The sequence below is a fragment of the Streptomyces sp. NPDC051569 genome, from assembly GCF_044454085.1.
GTDB lineage: Bacteria > Actinomycetota > Actinomycetes > Streptomycetales > Streptomycetaceae > Streptomyces.
The window spans coordinates 415,626-436,438 of record NZ_JBITDJ010000002.1; the positions used below are offsets into that span (position 1 = coordinate 415,626).

The window sequence follows — 20,813 nt, forward strand, 5'->3', positions numbered from 1 at the left end:
TGGGTCACTCCTTGGGGGACTGTGCCGGATTCGCCGACAGCGCGCGGACGGTGCGGGAGGGACTGGGGCGGCCCAGCCGCTCGGCCAGCCAGACGCTGGTGGCGGTGAGCCGGCCGAGATCGACGCCGGTCTCGATACCGAGACCCTGGAGCATCCACACCAGGTCCTCGGTGGCGAGATTCCCGGTGGCGCTCTTCGCGTACGGGCAGCCGCCGAGGCCGCCGGCCGAGGCGTCCACGGTGGTCACGCCGTGCTGCAGCGCGGCGAGGGTGTTGGAGAGCGCCTGGCCGTAGGTGTCGTGGAAGTGAACCCCGAGGACATCGGTCGGCACCCCCCGCTCGTTCAGCCCGGCGAGCAGCGCCCGCACATGGCCGGGAGTGGCGACGCCGATCGTGTCGCCGAGGCTCAGCTCGTCGCATCCCAGGTCCAGCAAAGCCTTGGCGACCCTGACGGCCTGACCGACCGGGACCGGGCCCTCCCACGGGTCGCCGAAGCACATCGAGAGATAGCCCCGGACATGGATCCCGTCCGCGCGGGCCTTGGCGACGACCGGCGCGAACATGGCCAGCGACTCGTCCACCGTCCGGTTGAGATTGGCCCGGGCGAAGGACTCGGTGGCGCTGCCGAACACGGCGATACGGCGGGCGCCGAGGGCGACGGCACGGTCGAGTCCGCGTTCGTTCGGCACGAGCACGGGGAGCGCGACCCCCTCGGTCTCCGCGAGGCCGCCGAGCAGCGGGAACAGCTGCTCGGCGTCCGCCAGTTGGGGTACCCACGAGGGGTGGACGAAGCTGGTCGCCTCGATGGTGGTCAGCCCGGCGCCGGCGAGGCGGTGGATGAACTCCGCCTTCACCTCGGTCGGCACGACCCCCTTCTCGTTCTGCAGGCCGTCGCGCGCGCCCACCTCATGGATACGGACCCGGGCCGGCAGGCCCCGCGCGGGTACGGCCATGGGCAGTCCCTCGGTCATGACTCCTCCTGCGGGGTCTGTGGGGCCTGCGGGGTCTGCGGGGCCTGTGGGGTCTGCGGGGCCGGCCCTCCCGGTGTCTCGGCGTCGGCCGGTGCGATCACCGCGAGGACCTGGTCCATGGCGACCGTGGAGCCGGGGGTCACCTCCAGCCCGGTGACCGTGCCGTCGTGCGGCGCGGAGATGACGTGTTCCATCTTCATCGCCTCGACGACGAGCAGGCTCTGCCCGGCGGTGACCTCGTCCCCGACGGCCACCTTGACCACGGTGACGGTGCCGGGCATGGGCGCGGTCAGCGAGTCCGGGCCGCCTGCCCCGACGGCGCCGCGCAGCGCGGCCTCGACGGGGTCGTGGTCCCGCACGTGCCAGCTGTCACCGTCCCTGCCGAGCCAGTCGCCGGCCCGGTGGAAGGTGTGGGTCATGCCGTCCACCGTGACCGTGACCCGGGCGGGCTCCACCCGGAACAGGTCCGTGGGCCCTACCTCGCGGGTGACGGGTTCACATCCGGGGACGCGCAGCGGGTGCGCCACCGGCGTGGGCGTACCGCCGAGGCGCCAGCCGCTCGGTACGGAGAAGGGGTCCACCCAGCCGGACCCCGGTCCCCCAGGTGGCAGCAGGTCCGCCTGACGGACCGCCGCCGCCGCCGCGTAGACCTCGGCCGGCACCTCGGTGGGCACCAGGGCCTCCATCTCGCGTTCGACCAGGCCCGCGTCCAGATCGCCCGCCACCACGGCCGGGTGCGCCAGCAGGCGGCGCAGGAAACCGGCGTTCGTGGGGACGCCCAGCGTGACCGTCTCCGCCAGGGCCGCCCGCAGCTTGCGCAGGGCCGTCGCGCGGTCGGGGCCGTAGGCGATGACCTTGGCGAGCATCGGGTCGTACGTGCTGCCGACCTCCGTGCCCTCACTGAGGCCCGAGTCCGTCCGTACGCCGTCGCCGGCCGGCTCGCGCAGCGCCAGCACCGTACCGCCGGAGGGGAGGAAGCCCCGGGAGCCCTCCGCCACCGACACGGTCTCCGCGCAGATCCGGGCCTCCACCGCGTGGCCGGTGAGCGTGATGTCCGCCTGGGTGAACGGGAGCCGCTCGCCGGCCGCGACCCGCAGCTGCCACTCCACCAGGTCCAGACCGGTGACGAACTCCGTCACCGGGTGCTCGACCTGGAGGCGGGTGTTCATCTCCATGAAGAAGTACGACGACGGGTCACCGCCCGGCACGATGAACTCGACCGTCCCGGCGCCCGTGTATCCGCAGGAGCGCGCCGCCTGGACCGCCGCCTCGCCCATCGCCGCGCGGGTCGCCTCGTCCAGCAGCACCGAGGGGGCTTCCTCGATCAGCTTCTGATGGCGGCGCTGGAGCGAGCACTCGCGCTCGCCGAGGTGCACCACGTTCCCGTGGGCGTCGGCCAGGACCTGGATCTCGATATGGCGCGGACGGTCCACCCACCGCTCCACCAGCAGCGTGTCGTCACCGAAGGACGAGCGCGCCTCGCGCCGGGCCGCCGCGATCTCCTCCGCGAGCGCCGCCTCCGCGCGCACCAGCCGCATCCCCTTGCCGCCGCCGCCCGCCGAGGGCTTCAGCAGCACCGGCATACCGATCCCGGCCGCCGCTTCGGCGAGTTGAGCGTCGCTCAGCCCGCTGCCGGAGGAGCCGGGTACGACCGGGACCCCGGCCGCCCGCACGGTCTCCTTGGCACGGATCTTGTCGCCCATCAGGTCGATGGCCCCGGCGGGCGGCCCGATGAAGACCAGTCCCGCCTCCTCGCAGGCCCGCGCGAAACCCGCGTTCTCCGCGAGGAAGCCGTAGCCCGGGTGGACGGCCTGCGCGCCGGTACGGGCGGCGGCCTCCAGCAGCCGGTCGACGCGGAGGTAGCTCTCGGAGGCCGCCGCCGGGCCGATCCGTACCGCCGTGTCCGCCTCCCGGACGTGCCGGGCGTCCGCGTCCGCGTCGCTGAAGACCGCGACCGACCGGACCCCGAGCGCCCGCAGGGTGCGGATGACGCGGACCGCGATCTCGCCTCGGTTGGCGATCAGAACCGTGTCGAACATGCCCACCCTCATTCCGGCCTCCGTACCCGCCTTCGCACCCGCCGTCATTCGCGGGGTCGTTCTCGCGGCCGTTCCCGCCGTCATCGCGCGCCTCACATCCGGAAGACGCCGTAGCCGGGGGCCGCGCCGTCCCTGCGGGGCAGCGGGGCGTTGGCACAGGCGGTGAGCGCCAGGCCCACCACCTGGCGGGTCTCCAGCGGGTCGATCACGCCGTCGTCCCAGAGCCGCGCGGTCGCGTAGTAGGCGTTGCCCTGGGTGTCGTACTGCGCGCGGATCGGGTCCTTGAAGGACTCCTCGTCCTCGGCGGCCCACTCCTCGCCGCGCCCCTCGATCTGGTCGCGCTTGACCGTCGCCAGGACGGAGGCGGCCTGCTCGCCGCCCATCACCGAGATCTTGGCGTTGGGCCACATCCACAGGAAGCGGGGGGAGTAGGCCCGGCCGCACATCGAGTAGTTGCCCGCGCCGTACGAACCGCCGACCACGACCGTCAGCTTCGGCACGCGCGCGCAGGCCACGGCCGTCACCATCTTCGCGCCGTGCTTGGCGATGCCGCCCGCCTCGTAGTCCCGCCCGACCATGAAGCCGGAGATGTTCTGCAGGAAGAGCAGCGGGATGCCGCGCTGGTCGCACAGCTCGATGAAGTGCGCGCCCTTCTGGGCGGATTCGGAGAACAGGATGCCGTTGTTGGCGACGATGCCGACCGGATGACCGTGCACCCGGGCGAAGCCCGTGACCAGGGTCGTCCCGAATTCGGCCTTGAACTCGGCGAACCGGGAGCCGTCGACCAGCCGGGCGATGACCTCCCGGACGTCGTACGGGGTACGGGAGTCCACCGGCACCGCTCCGTACAGCCCCGCGGGGTCCACCTTGGGCTCCTCGGCCGGCTCGACCGACCAGGGGAGGGTGCCGCGCCCGGGGAGGGTGGAGACGATGGTCCTGACGATCCGCAGCGCGTGCGCGTCGTCCTCGGCGAGATGGTCGGTGACCCCCGACGTACGGGAGTGGACCTCGCCGCCGCCCAGCTCCTCGGCCGTGACCACCTCACCGGTCGCCGCCTTCACCAGCGGCGGACCACCCAGGAAGATCGTGCCCTGGCCGCGCACGATCACGGCCTCGTCGCTCATCGCCGGGACGTACGCCCCGCCCGCCGTGCACGACCCGAGCACCGCCGCGATCTGCGGGATGCCGGCGCCGGACATCCGGGCCTGGTTGTAGAAGATCCGCCCGAAGTGGTCCCGGTCGGGGAAGACCTCGTCCTGCATGGGCAGGAAGGCGCCGCCCGAGTCCACCAGATACAGGCAGGGCAGGCGGTTCTCCAGGGCGACCTCCTGGGCACGGAGGTGCTTCTTCACCGTCATGGGGTAGTACGTGCCGCCCTTGACCGTGGCGTCATTGGCGACGATCACCACCTCGCGGCCGCTGACCCGGCCGATCCCGGCGATCACCCCGGCCGCCGGGGCCGCCCCGCCGTACATCCCCTCGGCCGCCAGCGGTGCCAGCTCCAGGAAGGGCGAGCCGGGGTCGAGGAGGGTGTCCACGCGGTCCCGGGGCAGCAGCTTGCCCCGCGCGGTGTGCCGGGCGCGGGCCTTCTCGCCGCCGCCGGACCGGGCCGCGGCCAGCCGGGCGCGCAGACCGGCGGCCAGCTCCTCGTGGGCCGCCTCGTTGGCCCGCCAGGACGCGGACGCCGGGTCCGCGGCGCTCGCCAGCACCGGTGCCTGCTGCATCGCTCGTAGCTCCCTCGCTGGTCGGTAAGGTCCGCCGGGCCCGCCGTGCGCGCCGGTTAGTGAGCGTTAACGTCCTGCCTTTCAGGTTAACGACCGCTAACGACCCTGTCTAGAATGATTTCCCATGAGCACCAGGACCGCGGCTCCGACCCGCCGCGAGCAGATCCTCAAGCAGGCGGCACGCCTCTTCGCCGAGCGCGGGTTCCACGGGGTCGGCGTCGACGAGATAGGGGCCGCCGTCGGTATCAGCGGCCCCGGCCTGTACCGCCATTTCGCGGGCAAGGACGCGATGCTCGCCGAGCTGCTCGTCGGCATCAGCGGGCGGCTGCTGGACGGCGGGAAGCGGCGCGTGCGGGGAGCCGCGGAGACCGGGGCGGCCGCCGATCCGGCCGCCGTGCTGGCCTCGCTGATCGACGGGCACATCGACTTCGCCCTGGACGACCGTCCCCTGATCACGCTCCACGACCGGGAGCTGGACCGTCTCAGGGAGAGCGACCGCAAACTGGTGCGGCAGCTCCAGCGGCAGTACGTGGAGCTGTGGGTCGGGGTCGTACGGGAGCTGTATCCGGACGTACCGGAGTCCGGGGCGCGCGGCGCCGTGCACGCCGTCTTCGGCCTGCTGAACTCGACGCCGCACCTCGGCTCGTACGGCAGCGGTCTGCCGGGGCGCGCGGCGACGGAGTCCCTGCTGCGCAGGCTGGCGCACGGCGCCTTCGCCGCCTTGGGGGATGCCCCGGGGGAGGAGCGCGAAGACGCCGGGCGCGCCTGACGTCAGGCGGTCCTGAGCTCCGCCAGCCGCAGGGCCAGGGTCTCGACGGGCTGGAAGGTCGCGCCGAGCAGGGCGACATGCTTCCAGTGCAGACTTCCGTCCGGGCCGATCAGGAAGACCGCGCGGCGCAGCCCGATGCCGGGAGCGGCGATGCCGAAGGCCCGCGCGACCGAGCGGTCGGTGTCGGCGAGCAGGGGGATCCGCAGGCCGTACTTGCGAGCGAAGGCCTCATGGCTGTCGACGCCCTGCGGGCTGATGCCCCAGACCTCGGCCCCGAGGTCGGTGAAGGTCTCCAGGCCGCTGGAGTACGAGCAGAGCTGCTTGGTGCAGACGCTGGTGTCGTCCCCGGGATAGAAGGCGAGGACCAGGGGATGCCCGCGCCGTTCGTCGAGGCGGTAGTCCCGCCGGACGAAGGTGCCGCCGTCGAGCTGACCGCCCGGCAGGGTGAAGGGGGATACCGGACGGCCGAGACCGGTTGATGCTGCCACAGGACACTCCCTGGCTGTGTGGAACCTGGCTGTGTGGAACCTGGCTGTGCGGAACCTGGCTGTGCGGAACTTGGCTGTGCCGAACGTGGCTGTGTGAAATTCGGCGGTACTCAGCCGCGCGGACTCGGTGGGGGAACTCAGCTGTGCCGAACTCCGCTGTGTGGAACGTACTCCGTACGTATTCGGTGCCCGGCCCGTCATGGATTGCTCCCCCGACGAGCGGCGGCGCGCGTACCCCTGACGGCACAATGGGCTCATGCCGATACCGACCCGTGCCGCTCTCGTCGACCACCTCGTCCGTACCCGCATCGCCGGTGACGTCGCCACGCCACGCGACAACAATCTCGCCCACTACCGCAGCCTCGCCAACGGCGACCGCCACTACTGGCTCGGTCTGGAGCTCGGCGACCGCTGGACCGACGAGCAGGACGTGCTCGCGGTGATGGCCGAGCGGTGCGGGGTCGGCGACGATCCGCAGCACCGGGCCGGGCAGGACACCATCGACCCGGAGCTGACCGTCGACGGCCTGGAGCGGATGGCCGCCCGGCTGCGCAAGGCCGCCGCCGGCGGGGAGCGCGTCCTGTTCGCGACCGGCCACCCGGGCGGGCTGCTGGACGTCCACCGGCAGACCGCGGACGCCCTGCGCGCGGCCGGCTGCGAGATCGTACGGATCCCGGGTGGGCTCATGGCGGACGAGGGCATGGTCTTCCAGTTCGCGGATGTCGCGATGCTGGAGCGGCACGCGACCCTGTGGCACACGCACTCGCCGGAGCCGATGCGGGCGATCCTGGACGGCCTGGAGCGCGCGGGCAGACCGCTGCCCGATCTGGTGGTCGCGGACCACGGCTGGGCGGGGTGCGCGGGGCAGCGCGGGCTGGACTCGGTCGGTTACGCGGACTGCAACGACCCGGCGCTGTTCATCGGCGAGGCGGAAGGCACCCTGCAGGTGACGGTTCCGCTGGACGACCACGTCACCGACCCCCGCTTCTACGACCCGATGACGCGGTATCTGCTGAACGAGGCCGGCCTGCTCTGACCCGGGGGGCCGGTCCCGGAGCTCCCGGCCCACTGTCCCTGGCGAACCGGTCCCGGCGAAGCGAGCCTGGCGAAGCGACCCCGGCGCACCGGTCACTCCTGGCCGTGCGGGACACGGACCGCGCCCTCCTGGATCACCGAGATCGCGAGCCGGCCGTCCCGGGTGTAGATCCGTGCCTGCCCCAGGCCCCGCCCGCCGGAGGACGACGGGGAGTGCTGGTCGTACAGCAGCCACTCGTCCGCGCGGAAGGGACGGTGGAACCACATCGCGTGGTCCAGGCTCGCGCCCACCACGTCGCCCACCGCCCAGCCGCCCCGCCCGTGCGCCAGCAGGACCGAGTCGAGCAGCGTCATGTCGGAGACATAGGTGGCCAGGCAGACGTGCAGCAGCGGGTCGTCCGCCAGCTTGCCGGCCGTACGGAACCACACCTGGGAGCGGGGTTCGCGCGGCTCTCCCGCGGTGGCGTACGGCGGGGCGTCCACATAGCGCAGGTCGACCGCCGCCCGCGCCTCCAGCAGCCGGTCCACGACACCCGGATCGACGAACCGGTCCGCGTGGCGCGGCAACAGCTCGGCGGCTGTCGGCAGCGTCTCCGGGTCCGGCGCGGTGGGCATCTCCGACTGGTGCTCCAGGCCCTCCTCGTACGTCTGGAAGGACGCGGAGAGGTGGAAGACCGGCCGTCCGTGCTGGACGGCGACGACCCGGCGGGTGGTGAAGGACCGCCCGTCCCGGATGCGGTCGACGGAGTAGACGATCGGGGCGCCGGGGTCACCCGGCCGCAGGAAGTACGCGTGCAGGGAGTGGGGCGCGCGGTCGTCGGGGACGGTACGGCCGGCGGCCACCAGCGCCTGCGCCGCGACCTGGCCGCCGAAGACACGGGGGATGACCACGGAGCGGCTCAGGCCCCGGAAGATGTCCCGCTCGATCCGCTCCAGGTCGAGCAACCGGAGCAGATCGGCGAGGGCGTCGGGGCCGGCCGGGGCGTTTGCCCCGGCGGTCACAGCCCCATCGACTTGGCGATGATCATCTTCATGACCTCGCTGGTGCCGCCGTAGATGCGGTTGACGCGGTTGTCGGCGTACAGCCGGGCGATCGGGTACTCGTTCATGTACCCGTAGCCGCCGTGCAGCTGGAGGCACTTGTCGATGACGCGGTGCGCGACCTCGGTGGTGAAGAGCTTCGCGGAGGCGGCCTCGGCGGCGGTCAGCTCGCCCAGGTCGTGCGCCTCCAGCGCGCGGTCGACGACGGCCTCGGCCGCGTCCACCTCCGCCTTGCAGGCGGCCAGCTCGAACTTCGTGTTCTGGAAGGAGGCGACGGTCTTGCCGAAGACGGTCCGGTCCTGCACGTACGCCTGCGCGAACCGGACCGCCGCCGCTGCCTGCGCGTACGCGCCGACGGCGATGCCCAGGCGCTCCTGCGGCAGGTTCTGGCCGAGGTAGAAGAAGCCCTTGTTCTCCTCGCCGAGCAGATCGCCGACCGGGACCTTGACGTCGGTGAAGGACAGTTCGGCGGTGTCGGAGGTCTTCAGGCCCAGCTTGTCGAGCTTGCGGCCGACCGCGTATCCCTCGGACTTCGTGTCCACGACCAGCAGCGAGATGCCGAAGCGGCGGTCGTCGGGGGTCGCTGCGGCGGTGCGGGCGCAGACGATGACGCGGTCCGCGTGGACCCCGCCGGTGATGAAGGTCTTGGCGCCGTTGAGGATGTAGTGCGTGCCGTCCCCGGAGAGCGTGGCGGTGGTCTTCATGCCGGCCAGGTCGGAGCCGGTGCCGGGCTCCGTCATGGCGATGGCGTACATGGTCCGGCCGCTGACGAAGTCCGGCAGCCAGCGCTTCTTCTGCTCGTCGGTGGCATAAGCCTTCAGGTAGGGCAGGCAGAGCGCCACATGGACGCCGGAACCGCCGAAGGAGACGCCCGCGCGGGCGCACTCCTCGGAGATGACCGCCTGGAACTTGAAGGACTCCTCGCCCGCGCCGCCGTACTCCTCCGGCACCTCGATGCCGAAGATGCCCAGCTCGCCGAGCTGGTGGTAGAAGTCGCGGGGCGCCTGGCCGGCCGCGTACCACTCGTCGTAGACCGGGACGACCTTGGCCTCGATGAAGGCGCGGATGGTCTCCCGGAACGCCTCGTGGTCCTCGTTGTAGACGGTACGGCGCACGGAAGGCACTCCTTTGCGGCTCAAGCCGCCGCCGCTCTCGCGGGGCGGTCGCTCGCCATCGGGGCTGCTCGGTTGATGGCTTCGGCTCGTCCTCCAAGCACTCCTCTAAGCGCTTGCTCAGATTAAGTTACCGAGCGGTTCGGGGAGCTGTCCAGAGGGCGGTGCGGCGGCCGGTGCGACAGGCGGCGCGGTGGGCGCGACAGGCGGTGCGGCGGGCGGTGCGCCGGCGGCGGTGGCCGGGGCGGCTGTCACGCACATCACAGTCGGCGTAGCGCGAACCACAGCTCCATCCGTACGTCGGCGTCGTCCAGGTCCGTGTCCAGCAGGGCCGCGCAGCGGGCGATCCGCTGGCGGACCGTGTTGCGGTGGACGGCCAGGGCCGCCGCCGTACGGTCCCAGCCGCCGTGCAGCGACAGCCAGGCGCGCAGCGTCTCGATCAGGTCCGGTGAGCCGGCCAGGGGTGCGAGCAGGGTACGGGCGTGGGCGGTCGCCTCCTCGGGGGTGACCAGCCCGTCCAGTCCCGTCTCCCGGTGGCGTACGAGGCCGGCGCGGGCCGCCTCCGCGCGGCGCAGCGCCCGGCCCGCCCGGGTGTCGGCGACGGCCAGCTCCGTGGCCCCGGCCGGGGCGCTGACACCGAGGGTCCAGCCGGGCTGGGGGGTGACCTCCCGGTCGGTGACGATCCGGACGGTGCCGGTGTCGCCGTCCGTCTCCACCAGCGCGCTGCCGAGCGCCGCCGCGAGCGCGCCCGCCGCGAAGGGGGTGTCGCCGCCCCGCGCGTGGACCACGGTCCAGGGGCCCGGGCCGAGCAGGGGCGCGGCCCTCGCCGCCTCGTCCGGCGAGGCGGCCAGCAGCAGCCGTACGAGCGCGGCGGAACGGCCCGCCTCGGCGGCGCCCTGGTGGGGCGCGGTCAGCAGGGAGAGCAGGACGACGGCGACCCCGGTGAGGGTGTGGTCCCCGGCCTCCCGTTCGCGGGCGGCCACGCCGAGGACCAGGCCCTGGCCGCCGCCGAGCGCGTAGGCGGCGAGATGGGCGCCGTCGGCGGAGTCGCTGGCGGAGGTGGGGCCGGTGGGACCGGTGGGACCGGCTGGTCCGGGGCCTCCAGCGGGGCCGGTGGGGTGTGCGGGGGAGCCGCGGCCCGTACGGACCACCCGGGCGAGACGGGCCAGGGCCGTCCGGGCGCCGGGGGACGGGGTGCGGCCGGTGGTGTGCAGTTCGGCGCCGTCCGGCCCGAACAGGACCGCGTGGCCACCCAGCCGTACCGCCAGCTGGTGCAGGACGGCAGACACCGGGTCCTGGCGGGCCGCCGCCGCTGCCAGCCCCTGCTGGGCCTGCGTCACCCGGCGCAGTTCGCGGTGGCGTGCCTCGGCCATCAGCCGCCACACCGCGCGCGCCACCGCCGTGAACGGTGTCCGTGGCGGCACCTCCAGCAGGGGCAGCCCGTGCCGGTCGCACGCCTCGACGAGGGCGGTCGGCACCGTGTCGTACACCGGCCGCACCCCGAAGCCGAGCGCCGCGGCGCCCGCCTCCATCACCCGCGCCACGTAGGTGTCCGCGTGCGCGTCGGCGAGCTGGACACCGGCGGTCAGCAGCAGCTCACCGCCGAGCAGGTACGGATACGGGTCGGCCATCTCCGAGGTGTGCACCCAGTGGATGACGCGTGCCGCGTCGCGCCCTTCGTCGTCCGGCGGCCCGGCGATCCGGCGCAGACCGAGATCCGCGTCCGCGAGCAGTGCGGTCAGCGGGATCGGTGGGGTAGGCGGGGAAGCGGCGGGGTTCGGCATGGATGTTCCATCCATCGGCAGCGTCAGGAGCGGATGAAACGTACACTTCAGCGCTGCTTTCCGGCCACCTACCGTCGTGACGCACGAGATCAGCACGGCACCAGGCGGGACGGAGGAAGCCCATGGCGGTGGACCACACGGTGATCGTCGTCCATCCGGCCGGGATGCTCGCCATGGGGTGGTGGGGCATGCGCCGCGCCCGCTCCTCGGCGGTCTGCCGTGGAAGAGCGGCACGGTGCACGGGGCGCCGGCCTCGGTGATCGTGGGCGGCCTGGCGGTCATCTGCCTGATGGGCGCGTACGGCATCCTCGCCAACGAGCCCGTCTCCTACGGGCATCCTCGCCAACGAGCCCGTCTCCTACGGGCCGCTCTCCTCGCCGGCCGCCTACGTCATCGTCAGCCTGGTGACGAAGCCCACGGACGAGGCGGTGCTCGCCGCCCGGCGCCAACGCGTGGCCGGGGAAACTGCCGACGACGGGCTGCCCGCGGAGACCGCCGTGCCCGTCTCCTGACGCCCCGGTCGGACCCTTGTCGGTGGTCCGGTCCATCCTTGGCGGAGCGAACGACAGAGCGACCCGGAACAACCCGGAGCAACCCGGAGCAACCCAGAGCAACCCAGAGCAACGCAGAACAGCCGTACCCACCCAGAGTCGCAGGATCACAGCCCGGAGAGGCCCGACGCATGAGCAGCAACGGATACGTAAACCCGGACACCGGCCCGCGCGGGCCCGTCGACTCGTCCCGTATCCCCCGGTACGCGGGCCCGGCCACCTTCGCCCGGCTACCCCGGCTCGACGAGGTCGGCGCCGCCGATGTCGCCGTCGTCGGCGTCCCCTTCGACAGCGGTGTCTCCTACCGGCCCGGCGCCCGCTTCGGCGGGAACGCGATCCGCGAGGCGTCGCGCCTGCTGCGCCCCTACAACCCGGCCCAGGACGCCTCGCCCTTCGCGCTCGCGCAGGTCGCGGACGCCGGGGACATCGCGGCCAACCCGTTCAACATCGACGAGGCCGTCGACACCATCCAGGCGGCGGCCGACGATCTGCTCGGCACCGGCGCCCGCCTGATGACCCTCGGCGGCGACCACACCATCGCCCTGCCGCTGCTGCGCTCCGTGGCCAGGAAGCACGGTCCTGTCGCGCTGCTCCACTTCGATGCCCACCTGGACACCTGGGACACCTACTTCGGCGCCGCGTACACCCACGGCACGCCGTTCCGCCGGGCCGTCGAGGAGGGCATCCTCGACACCGAGGCGCTCTCCCACGTCGGCACGCGCGGCCCGCTCTACGGCAAGAAGGACCTGGACGACGACGCCAGGATGGGCTTCGGGATCGTCACCTCGGCGGATGTCATGCGGCGGGGCGTGGACGAGGTCACCGACCAGCTGCGGCAGCGCATCGGGGACCGCCCGCTGTACATCTCCATCGACATCGACGTGCTCGACCCGGCGCACGCGCCCGGCACCGGCACCCCCGAAGCCGGCGGGCTCACCTCCCGGGAACTCCTCGAAATCCTGCGGGGACTGGCCTCCTGCCACCTCGTCTCGGCGGATGTCGTCGAGGTCGCGCCCGCGTACGACCACGCCGAGATCACCTCCGTCGCCGCCTCCCACACGGCGTACGAGCTGACGACGATCATGTCCCGCCAGATCGCCGAGGCGAAGGCGGCCGGGGTGAACGCGGCCCCGGCCTCCCCGACTCCGCGGGCTTCCCAGGCGCGGGCCAAGTGAGCCACGACCACCACCACGACGACATGCCGCGGCTGACCGCCGCGCAGACCGCCGCCGCCCTGGACCCGCCGGACGGGCGCCACGGCGGTGACCTCGTCATCGAAACGCTGCACGGCCTCGGCGCCACCACCGTCTTCGGGCTGCCCGGCCAGCACGCGCTGGGCATGTTCGACGCCCTGCGCCGGTCCGGTCTGACCTATGTCGGGCTGCGGGTGGAGAACAACGCGGGCTTCGCCGCCGACGCGTACGGCAGGGTCACCGGCGAGGTCGCCCCGCTGCTGCTCTCCACCGGGCCCGGCGCGCTCACCGCGCTCGCCGCGCTCCAGGAGGCGTCCGCCGCCTCGGCGCCGGTGCTGGCCGTCTCCAGCCAGGTGCCGACCGCCGGCCTCGGCGGCGGACGCCACGGCTACCTGCATGAACTGCGCGACCAGCAGGCGTCCTTCCGCGACATCGTGAAGTCCGTGCACCCCGTCCGTACCGTCTCCCAGATCCCGTCGGCCATCGCCGCCGCCTGGGAGTCCGCGCTCACCGCGCCGCACGGCCCGGTCTGGGTGGAGATCCCGCAGGACGTGCTGCTCGCCCCGACGTCGCTGCCGGTCGTGACGGCGATGGACGCGACCCCGCGCGAGCTGCTGCCCCGCCCCGAGCTGACCGCCGTCGCGGCACACGCGCTGTCGGGCGCGGCCCGGCCGGTGATCATCGCCGGCGGCGGAGTCGTACGGGCCGACGCGTCCGGCAAGCTCCGCGCGCTCGCCGAGAAGCTGGACGCGCCGGTCGTCACCACCTTCGGCGGCAAGGGCGCCTTCCCGTGGGAGCACCCGCTGTCCCTCCAGTCCTGGCTGGAGGACCGGCACACCACCGACTTCCTGGAGGACGCGGACGTGCTGCTGGTCGTCGGCTCCGGGCTCGGCGAACTCTCCTCGAACTACCGCACGTTCCGCCCCCGCGGCCGGGTGATCCAGATCGAGGCCGACCTCGGGAAGCTGGAGTCCAACCACCCCGCGCTGGGCATCCACGCCGACGCCAGGATCGCGCTGTCGGCGCTGCTGGAGGCGGTGAGCGAGCGCCACGACCCGGCCGCCGCCGGGTCCGTCCGTGCGGTGCTGGCGAAGGTACGGGCCAGGATCGACGCCCAGGGCCTCACGCTGGAGCGGCAGGTCCTGAGCGCCGTACGCGACGCGCTGCCCGCCTCCTCGCCCAGCTTCTGGGACATGACGATCCTCGCCTACTGGGCCTGGTCGGCCTGGCCGGGGCCGATGCACTCGGGTCAGGGCGCGGGCGGCCTCGGCTACGGCTTCCCCGCCGCCCTGGGTGCCGCGGCCGCCGACCCTACGACACCGGTGCTCGCGGTCTCGGGCGACGGTGGCGCGATGTACTCGATCGCGGAGTTGGCCACGGCCCGCCAGTACGACCTCCCGGTCACCTGGCTGATCGTGGACGACGGGGGCTACGGCATCCTGCGCGAATACATGACGGACGCCTTCGGCGAGTCCGCCGGCACGGATCTCTCCCGGCCGGACTTCGTCGCCCTGGCGGAGTCCTTCGGCGTCCCCGCGATCCGTACGACCCCGGAGTCGCTGCGCGAGGACCTGGCAGGGGCCCTGGCGGCCCCGGGCCCCTCGGTCGTCGTCCTCCCGGCCCTGCTCCGGATGTTCGCCCCGACCCATCTCTGACAGACCCACCTCCGAGTAGCCGTATCTCAACCGACCGTGGAACGTGCGGGTCGAACAGGGCTCCTGGCCGGGTGATCTTCCGGCGGTTCGAAGATCGCAGTGTGGGCGGCTGCTCTGGTGGGCCAGGACTGCCTGCCGAGCAGTTCGTTCTTCAACGTCGAGAAGAACGACTCCGCCAGGGCGTTGTCCCAGCACTGTCCGGTGCGCCCCACGGGCAGGCGGACGTTCAACTGCGCCGCGAGTGAGGCGAGTTCGTGACTGGTGTATTGACGGCCGCGGTCGGTACGCGCTCTGTCGGTCGACGGGTGCGGCAGGCGGTGGTGAGGGCGTCGGAGACCAGGCTCGTGCGCAGGTGGTCGGCGGTGGCCCAGCCGACGACGCGGCGGGTGGCGATGTCGATGACGGTGGCCAGGTAGAGCCAGCCCTCGTCGGTGGGGATGTAGGTGATGTCGCCGCACCAGCGCGTGTCAGCGCCGGCAGGGTTCGGCTGGAAGTCGCGTAGGACCAGGTCTGGGCGGATGGCCGCCTTGGGGGCCGGGATGGTGGTGCGCTGGCGCGCTGGGGCCTGAGCGGCGGGCGTAGTAGGCGGCACGGGAGACCTTCAGCAGCTCACATGCTCGTGTGAGCTGTGGCCTGCCTGCTTCTCCGCCTCGATGAAAGCCGTGGCTCGCTTGAGGACCTCCACGTCCTCGCGCAGACGGCGGTTCTCCCGCCGCAACGCGGCCAGCTCGTCACGTTCGTTGCCGGTCAGGCCATCCCGCTCGCCGGCGTCGACTTCTGCTTGCCGGACCCAGTCACGCACCCGGGTCTCGACCAGGTCGAAGTCCGCCAAACCGGAGCAAGCTCAAAACGCCAAGCTCATGGCCGGGCACGCACGAGTCTGTCCGGGCCGACCTGACGGTCCAGGCGGTGTCCGGCGGGCCCCGCCCCCTCTGTTCGGGTGAACCGGAGACCGGTCGGTCGTGTGGGGACGTCGTACCGGCGTGGCGTGGTCTTCGGTGCGGGATACAAGGCGAAACCCTCACGGAAGGCTCCTCCATCTCATGCGTCCTCGATTCCTGCTCGCCACCACCCGCGCGGCGACCGCTGTCGCTGCCGGTCTGTCACTGGTCCTGACCGCACCTGCCGCCTCCGCCAGACCAGGCGGCGGTGATCACGGGCCCTGGGTACTGCGGAGTGCCGCACAGCGCACGGACGCCAAGGCGTTCCGTTCGCTGTGTGGCAAGCAGAAGGAGGGCAGACCCGAGCGTCGTACCTTCCCGCTGTTCGAGCACGGTAAGCCCTTCACCGCGGTGCAGGACTTCCAGCGACTGGACAAGAACGGCACGGTGTACTGGAGCGGTCACGACCCGAAGAATGTCCAGAAGACCATCTCGGTGTCCGTGATCGGAGCCTGCGGCAAGGGGCCGGTCACGCTCTCCGGCACGATCGAGGCCGGCTTCCGCCAGTACGCCTATGAGCCGCTGGCGAAGCGGCCGGGCTGGTACGTGCTGAAGGAGATCGACTCCCTGAAACTGCCGCCCAACGGGCACGGTGTCGACACGGTCGACGTCCGCGCGACAAAGCCGTACGAGCGATACAAGCCCGGTACGAGGGCCGCCACGCCGAACAATCCGGCAGCCATCGACATCGTCGCGGCCTACACCCCGGCCACTGTCGCCGAACTCGGCAGTGTCTCGGCGGTCGTGGCCCGTATCAACTACGGCGTGAACCAGCTCAACAGGGCGCTCGCGGGCAGCAATGTGCCGGCCAGCGTGCATGTCATCAACACCTACGAGACCGCGGCCACCGGGGTCCCTCGCGAGAACGTGAACACGCTGCTGAGCATGATCAGCAGCCCGACAAACACGGTCCTCGGCAGTACGGCCGCGACCCAACGGCTGCTGTACGGCGCCGACCTGGTCGCGTTGTTCGCCTCCGTCCCCGCGGAGGACAGTTCCGGGGCGTCCGACCTGCCCACTCCTGGCCCGTCAGCGGCAACCTCCGGTGCCGCGTTCTCGGTCACCAGCATTTTCTCCGTGACGGCATGGGAGAACCTCGCACACGAGATCGGCCACAACTTCGGCATGCAGCACGACCGCCTGACGTACGTGAGGCAAGGCTCAACGCCGCCCGCGGGCTCGTCCAACTACGGCTGGATCACGCCCAACGGACAGCACCGCACGCTCATGGCCTACTCCAGCGCCTGCCCCCAGGCGTGCAACGTCGTCAACGAGTACTCCAACCCCGACAGGTTCTGGGGCAACCAGCCTCTCGGCGACGCCATGAACAACAACGCGGCCGTCGCACGGCAGAACGCCGACATCCTGGCCGCCTACCGTGCCCCCACGAGGCCCCTGAACCGCCACTCCCTCACCGTTTCCGTCACCCCGAACACCGGCGGCACGGTCAGGATCAGCGAATTCGGTCCGTACGATCCCAACACGCGGGTCACCGTCAGCGCCTTCCCCAACCCCGGCTACCGGTTCGACGCCTGGGCGGTCGACGGCGTGGAATTGGCGGGCAGCAATCCGAGCTACGAGATCAACATGAACGCCAACCGGACCATCAACGCGCTGTTCGCCCCGATCGGGTCGTAGACGTCTCCCACGTCTCAACAGCCCAGGGCAGAGCCATGGCACGATCGTGCGCCGGCCGCGATCGCGAAGCAGATACCCGGTACGGCCGGGCTGCGTTGCCACCTCAGCCGGCGTCGCCCCCGTGTCGTAAGGAAGCCTCTCGGGCCGAACGAAAGGTGCCCAAGGACCCCGGCCGAGAAGTCCGTTCCAGCGGTCGTCGCAACGCCCCGGTTCAGGGGGATGCGATGCACTTCGAGAGCCGGGAGTTGCGGACCGTGGCTCAGAAGCCGTATCTCAACCGATCATGGAACGTGCGGGTCGAACAGGTTTCCCGCCGGGGTGATCTTCCCGTTGTGCGCGCATGAAAAGACAGGGCCTCTCGGTAGCTCGGGGATGCGAATCTAACCGAGCAATGCCGGGAGGCCCTGGTGTCGTTGATGTACACGTCCGAGCCCGTCCAGTTCAGCTCGGCCACACCATCGTGTGATTGCCTCGCGCACGTGTACGGCAATGCGGCCGATCATCCCGACCGGGTGCGCCGGTACCCGCCGGACATGACGGACGCGGAGTGTGAGCGCGAGGGCCGTGAGGCCGAGCCCACGGCGGGAATCATCGACGCGCAGTCGGTGCGGGCCGGCGTGACGGTGCCTGCCGCCTCACGTGGCTACGACGGCGGGAAGAAGGTGCCCGGGCGTAAGCGGCACATCGTGACCGACACGCTCGGTCTGCTCCTGGTCGTCGCGGTCACCGCCGCGAACATCGGCGACCGGGACGCCGCCGTGGGCCTGCTGGGGCGGCTGCGCCCGGCTGCACCGCGACATCACCCTGCTCTGGGCAGACGGCGGCTACACCGGCTCCCTCGTCGATTGGTGCCGTCAGAAACTCGCGCTGACCTTGCAGATCGTCAAACGCACCGACGACATGACAGGGTTCGTGGTGCTGCCCAGGCGCTGGATCGTCGAGCGCACGTTCGCGTGGCTGACGCATTCGCGCCGGCCGGCCCGGGACTACGAGACGTTGCCGGCCAGCAGCGAGGCGATGATCCGGTGGTCGATGGTCACGCGGATGAGCCGACGCCTGGCACGGCCACGGGCCGTCGGCCGACGCTGAATGCCCCCGACGCCTCCTGCCGGATCCACCCGCGCTCCGCCAGACGCCGGGCCTTCGAGCGCACCCCCTCGACCTTCGCCGAGGTTGTCTCCAAGCCCAGCTGGACCGTGATCTCTCTCTTCCGAGCCAGACCATGCCTGACCAGCGGAAATCAAGCGATCATGTCCGGTTGAGATACGGCTTCTGACAGACCCACCTATGACAGACCCCCCTCTGACATGGTCCTGTTTCCCTGACTCTCACCTGCCGCCGACCGACCCCGCGCAACTCGGTGCGGAATGCGTACAACCATTCGCCCGTGTTCGGGTGTCATGTCAGCGAGCGCGCCCCTGAGCGCGCTCGTCGACGCTTCAGGGGGGCGGGAAACCTTCATGACTCACCAGCGAATATCCCGGCGTGCCCGTGGCGCGCTGTCCGTGGCGGTGGCCGCGGGCGTGCTCGCCCCGGTGGCCGCCGGGGCGGCGCCCGCGGTGGCGGCGGCGCCGGCCGTGGTCTGTACCTCGGGCAAGGCGGGGCTCGCCGCCACGTTGTCCAAGGACATCACCGCGGCACTCAAGGGCAGGAAGTCCACCACGGCCCTGGCGGTCTACGACCGCACGACCAACACACGTTGCGCTCTGCGCGCCACGCAGAAGTTCGATTCGGCGAGCGTGGTCAAGGTGACCGTGCTCGCGACCCTGCTCTGGGACGCGAAGAAGACGAACCGCTACCTGACGCAGCGCGAGATCAGCCTCGCCACGGCCATGATCACCAAGTCGGACAACAACGCGACCAGCGCCCTGTGGAAGCAGCTCGGCCTGACGAAGATCAAGGGCTTCCTCAAGGCGGCGGGCATGACCAGGACCGTCCCCGGGACCGGCGGCTACTGGGGGCTCACCCAGATCACCGCCGACGACGAGCAGCGGCTGCTCACCCTGGTGACCGCCAAGAACACCGTGCTGAGCGACAACGCGCGCGCGTTCATCCAGGAGCGGATGCGCAAGGTCGTCGCGTCCCAGCGCTGGGGCGTCCCGGCCGGCGCCCCGAAGACCGCCACCGTCGAGCTCAAGAACGGCTGGCTCTCGCGGTCGACCCACGGGTGGCGCGTGCACAGCGTCGGCGCGTTCACCGGCAAGGGGCACGACTACCTGATCAGTGTGCTCACTGACGACAACAAGACGATGAACGACGGCGTCAACACCATCCAGGCGGTCGCCAAGGCCGTCCACAAGGACCTCAACCCGGTGGCCGCCAAGGCCAGGACCGCTGTCCACCAGGTGCCGGCGACCCCGTACGAGGCGGTCCCGGCCACGCCGGAGAAGTCGGCCAGGGAAGCCGTTCCCGCCAGTCGCTGACCCGTGGGGTCCGCCGGAGGCCGGGGGATTCGCGCCCCCGGCGGACCCGGGCTCGCACAACGCGGTTCACTGACTGCGGAGTTGGCCCCGGGTCGGCCTGGATCCGGCCTGGATCCGGCCTGGATCCGGTATCCGAGCCCGGTCTGGGTCGGCGTCCGAGCCGGACCGGTGCCGGGCCGCGTACGGCCCCGGGCCGGACGCGGGCGCGGCGCTTCGGGTAGTGCCCACGAGGCGTTCAAGGTCAAGCAAAGACCGATGTGTTCGCTGTATCTACCATCTTTCTCCACATCTCCCGCTTCCTTTGCTTCCCTGATGTTCATCTTCTGCCCGTTTTCGAACGCCAATCCGGACATTGACGCCTCGTTAACTCTCCCTGGTGCGTCGCCCCTCGGCACGCGCGTAGAGGGTGGGGAGAGAACAACACGTGGCATCCACACAAGTGGTGTCCCGGATACCTGAGGTGGACGGCGGCGATACGCCCCGTCGGTCGCATGTCGCCAAGGGCATCGGAGACCGGATCTTCCGCGGGCAGCTGACAGCCGCCGGAATCGCGGTGCTGGCCATCATGGCCGCGGTGGGGCTGTTCCTGCTCCTGCGGGCCGGTCAGGCGCTGCGGGTCCAGGGCTTCAGCTTCCTGACGACCGAACAGTGGCAGCCCGACGCACAGAACTTCGGCATCGCCGCCGTCCTCACCGGCACCGTGCTGATCGCCGCCGTGGCGGTCGTCATCTCCGTGCCGCTGGCGGTCGGTACCGCGCTGTTCATCTCCGAGGTGGCCCCGCGCCGGCTGCGCCGCACCCTGGTCGCGATGGTCGACCTGATGGCGGCGGTGCCGTCCGTGGTCTACGGCCTGTGGGGGCTCTTCTTCTTCCAGGGCCATGTGATCGGGCTGTCGCGCTGGCTGTCCAGCTGGTTCTCCTGGGTGCCCTTTCTCAAGGTCGACGGCGCCGAACCGGGGGACCCGCTCTCCTCGGCCAGTGTCTACACCGCCTCCACCTTCGTCGCCGGAATCGTCGTCGCCATGATGGTGGCGCCGATCATGTGCTCGGTGATGCGCGAGGTCTTCACGCAGGCTCCGGCCGGTGAACGCGAGGGCGCCTTCGCCCTCGGCTCGACCCGCTGGGGCATGATCCGCTCGGTGGTACTGCCCTACGGCCTGGGCGGCATGATCGGCGGCACCATGCTGGGGCTCGGCCGGGCACTGGGCGAGACCATCGCCGTCTACCTGATCATCTCGCCGGTCTTCACGATCCAGCCGCACATCCTGCAGACCGGGGCCAACTCGGTCTCCTCGCTGATCGCCCTGCACTACGGCGACTCGTCCGAATTCGGCATGTCGGCGCTGATGGCGGCCGGCCTGGCGCTGTTCCTGCTCACCCTGCTGGTCAACTTCACCGCCTCAACCATCGTGGCCCGCTCGCGGTCCGGCGCACAGAGCGAGGGATGACGA

At 71.6% G+C, this 20,813-nt stretch carries 18 protein-coding genes and 2 pseudogenes; 10 read left to right on the forward strand and 10 right to left on the reverse strand.

Annotation, left to right across the window (positions count from 1 at the left end; translation table 11 throughout):
* Window positions 1–4: 4 nt before the first annotated feature.
* The 3 genes from ACIBAE_RS04860 to ACIBAE_RS04870 form a co-directional block, all read right to left on the reverse strand.
* A complete protein-coding gene (locus ACIBAE_RS04860) occupies window positions 5–970 on the reverse strand; it encodes a hydroxymethylglutaryl-CoA lyase (RefSeq protein WP_399282372.1) in 966 nt (321 codons plus the stop codon).
* Complete coding sequence (locus tag ACIBAE_RS04865; RefSeq protein ID WP_399282373.1) at window positions 967–3,009, reverse strand: acetyl/propionyl/methylcrotonyl-CoA carboxylase subunit alpha; 2,043 nt, start codon at window positions 3,007–3,009, stop codon at window positions 967–969. Before ACIBAE_RS04865 ends, ACIBAE_RS04860 begins: the two co-directional genes overlap by 4 nt.
* A gap of 92 nt (window positions 3,010–3,101) precedes the next feature.
* The gene (locus ACIBAE_RS04870) at window positions 3,102–4,733 is read right to left on the reverse strand and encodes a carboxyl transferase domain-containing protein (protein ID WP_399282374.1); all 1,632 of its coding nucleotides are present in this window, start codon (window positions 4,731–4,733) and stop codon (window positions 3,102–3,104) included.
* Between the two features lie 124 nt (window positions 4,734–4,857).
* Here ACIBAE_RS04870 and ACIBAE_RS04875 point away from each other — a divergent pair, with 124 nt between their 5' ends.
* Complete coding sequence (locus ACIBAE_RS04875; protein ID WP_399282375.1) at window positions 4,858–5,502, forward strand: TetR/AcrR family transcriptional regulator; 645 nt, start codon at window positions 4,858–4,860, stop codon at window positions 5,500–5,502.
* Between the two features lie 2 nt (window positions 5,503–5,504).
* Here ACIBAE_RS04875 and ACIBAE_RS04880 read toward each other — a convergent pair whose 3' ends face one another.
* Window positions 5,505–5,990 (reverse strand): peroxiredoxin, encoded by a 486-nt coding sequence (locus ACIBAE_RS04880; RefSeq protein ID WP_399282376.1) that lies wholly within the window; start codon window positions 5,988–5,990, stop codon window positions 5,505–5,507.
* A gap of 256 nt (window positions 5,991–6,246) precedes the next feature.
* On the opposite strand from ACIBAE_RS04880, the gene ACIBAE_RS04885 reads away from it, so the two are divergent.
* Complete coding sequence (locus ACIBAE_RS04885; RefSeq protein WP_399282377.1) at window positions 6,247–7,026, forward strand: phosphatase; 780 nt, start codon at window positions 6,247–6,249, stop codon at window positions 7,024–7,026.
* A 92-nt stretch (window positions 7,027–7,118) separates the two neighbouring features.
* Here the strand turns inward: ACIBAE_RS04885 and ACIBAE_RS04890 are convergent, their stop codons facing one another.
* The 3 genes from ACIBAE_RS04890 to ACIBAE_RS04900 all read right to left on the reverse strand — a co-directional run bounded on the left by ACIBAE_RS04890 (window position 7,119) and on the right by ACIBAE_RS04900 (window position 10,962).
* On the reverse strand, window positions 7,119–8,027 hold the full coding sequence (locus tag ACIBAE_RS04890) for an acyl-CoA thioesterase (protein WP_399282378.1): 909 nt from the start codon (window positions 8,025–8,027) through the stop codon (window positions 7,119–7,121).
* A complete protein-coding gene (locus ACIBAE_RS04895; RefSeq protein ID WP_399282379.1) occupies window positions 8,024–9,181 on the reverse strand; it encodes an acyl-CoA dehydrogenase family protein in 1,158 nt (385 codons plus the stop codon). The genes ACIBAE_RS04890 and ACIBAE_RS04895 overlap by 4 nt, the downstream gene beginning before the upstream one ends.
* A gap of 257 nt (window positions 9,182–9,438) precedes the next feature.
* Complete coding sequence (locus ACIBAE_RS04900; protein WP_399282380.1) at window positions 9,439–10,962, reverse strand: PucR family transcriptional regulator ligand-binding domain-containing protein; 1,524 nt, start codon at window positions 10,960–10,962, stop codon at window positions 9,439–9,441.
* A gap of 178 nt (window positions 10,963–11,140) precedes the next feature.
* On the opposite strand from ACIBAE_RS04900, the pseudogene ACIBAE_RS04905 reads away from it, so the two are divergent.
* From ACIBAE_RS04905 to ACIBAE_RS04915, 3 genes and pseudogenes are all read left to right on the forward strand, one after another.
* Window positions 11,141–11,474: pseudogene (locus ACIBAE_RS04905) on the forward strand (sodium:solute symporter); the annotation flags it as partial.
* 170 nt (window positions 11,475–11,644) lie between these two features.
* Window positions 11,645–12,688, forward strand: a complete 1,044-nt coding sequence (speB, locus tag ACIBAE_RS04910; protein WP_399282381.1) for an agmatinase — start codon at window positions 11,645–11,647, stop codon at window positions 12,686–12,688.
* A 23-nt stretch (window positions 12,689–12,711) separates the two neighbouring features.
* Entirely contained in the window at window positions 12,712–14,361 is a 1,650-nt protein-coding gene (locus ACIBAE_RS04915) for a thiamine pyrophosphate-binding protein (RefSeq protein WP_399282573.1), read from the forward strand.
* Window positions 14,362–14,387: 26 nt separating this feature from the next.
* Here ACIBAE_RS04915 and ACIBAE_RS04920 read toward each other — a convergent pair whose 3' ends face one another.
* From ACIBAE_RS04920 to ACIBAE_RS04930, 3 genes are read right to left on the reverse strand one after another with little or no spacing between them, the layout of a single operon-like run.
* Complete coding sequence (locus ACIBAE_RS04920) at window positions 14,388–14,573, reverse strand: integrase core domain-containing protein (RefSeq protein WP_399282382.1); 186 nt, start codon at window positions 14,571–14,573, stop codon at window positions 14,388–14,390.
* Window positions 14,574–14,587: 14 nt separating this feature from the next.
* Window positions 14,588–14,953 carry a DDE-type integrase/transposase/recombinase gene (locus ACIBAE_RS04925; protein WP_399282383.1) on the reverse strand — a complete coding sequence of 122 codons (366 nt, stop codon included), beginning with the start codon at window positions 14,951–14,953 and terminating at the stop codon, window positions 14,588–14,590.
* A 9-nt stretch (window positions 14,954–14,962) separates the two neighbouring features.
* Window positions 14,963–15,193, reverse strand: coding sequence for a hypothetical protein (locus tag ACIBAE_RS04930; RefSeq protein ID WP_399282384.1), 231 nt, complete (start codon window positions 15,191–15,193; stop codon window positions 14,963–14,965).
* 211 nt (window positions 15,194–15,404) lie between these two features.
* Here ACIBAE_RS04930 and ACIBAE_RS04935 point away from each other — a divergent pair, with 211 nt between their 5' ends.
* The 5 genes and pseudogenes from ACIBAE_RS04935 to pstC all read left to right on the forward strand — a co-directional run bounded on the left by ACIBAE_RS04935 (window position 15,405) and on the right by pstC (window position 20,810).
* Window positions 15,405–16,940 carry a reprolysin-like metallopeptidase gene (locus ACIBAE_RS04935; RefSeq protein WP_399282385.1) on the forward strand — a complete coding sequence of 512 codons (1,536 nt, stop codon included), beginning with the start codon at window positions 15,405–15,407 and terminating at the stop codon, window positions 16,938–16,940.
* A gap of 533 nt (window positions 16,941–17,473) precedes the next feature.
* Window positions 17,474–17,662, forward strand: a pseudogene (locus tag ACIBAE_RS04940) (transposase); the annotation flags it as partial.
* An 82-nt stretch (window positions 17,663–17,744) separates the two neighbouring features.
* Window positions 17,745–18,029, forward strand: coding sequence for a transposase (locus ACIBAE_RS04945; RefSeq protein WP_399282574.1), 285 nt, complete (start codon window positions 17,745–17,747; stop codon window positions 18,027–18,029).
* 371 nt (window positions 18,030–18,400) lie between these two features.
* Window positions 18,401–19,363 carry a serine hydrolase gene (locus tag ACIBAE_RS04950; RefSeq protein ID WP_399282386.1) on the forward strand — a complete coding sequence of 321 codons (963 nt, stop codon included), beginning with the start codon at window positions 18,401–18,403 and terminating at the stop codon, window positions 19,361–19,363.
* 424 nt (window positions 19,364–19,787) lie between these two features.
* Window positions 19,788–20,810 (forward strand): phosphate ABC transporter permease subunit PstC, encoded by a 1,023-nt coding sequence (gene pstC / locus ACIBAE_RS04955; RefSeq protein WP_399282387.1) that lies wholly within the window; start codon window positions 19,788–19,790, stop codon window positions 20,808–20,810.
* The last annotated feature ends 3 nt before the right edge of the window (window positions 20,811–20,813 follow it).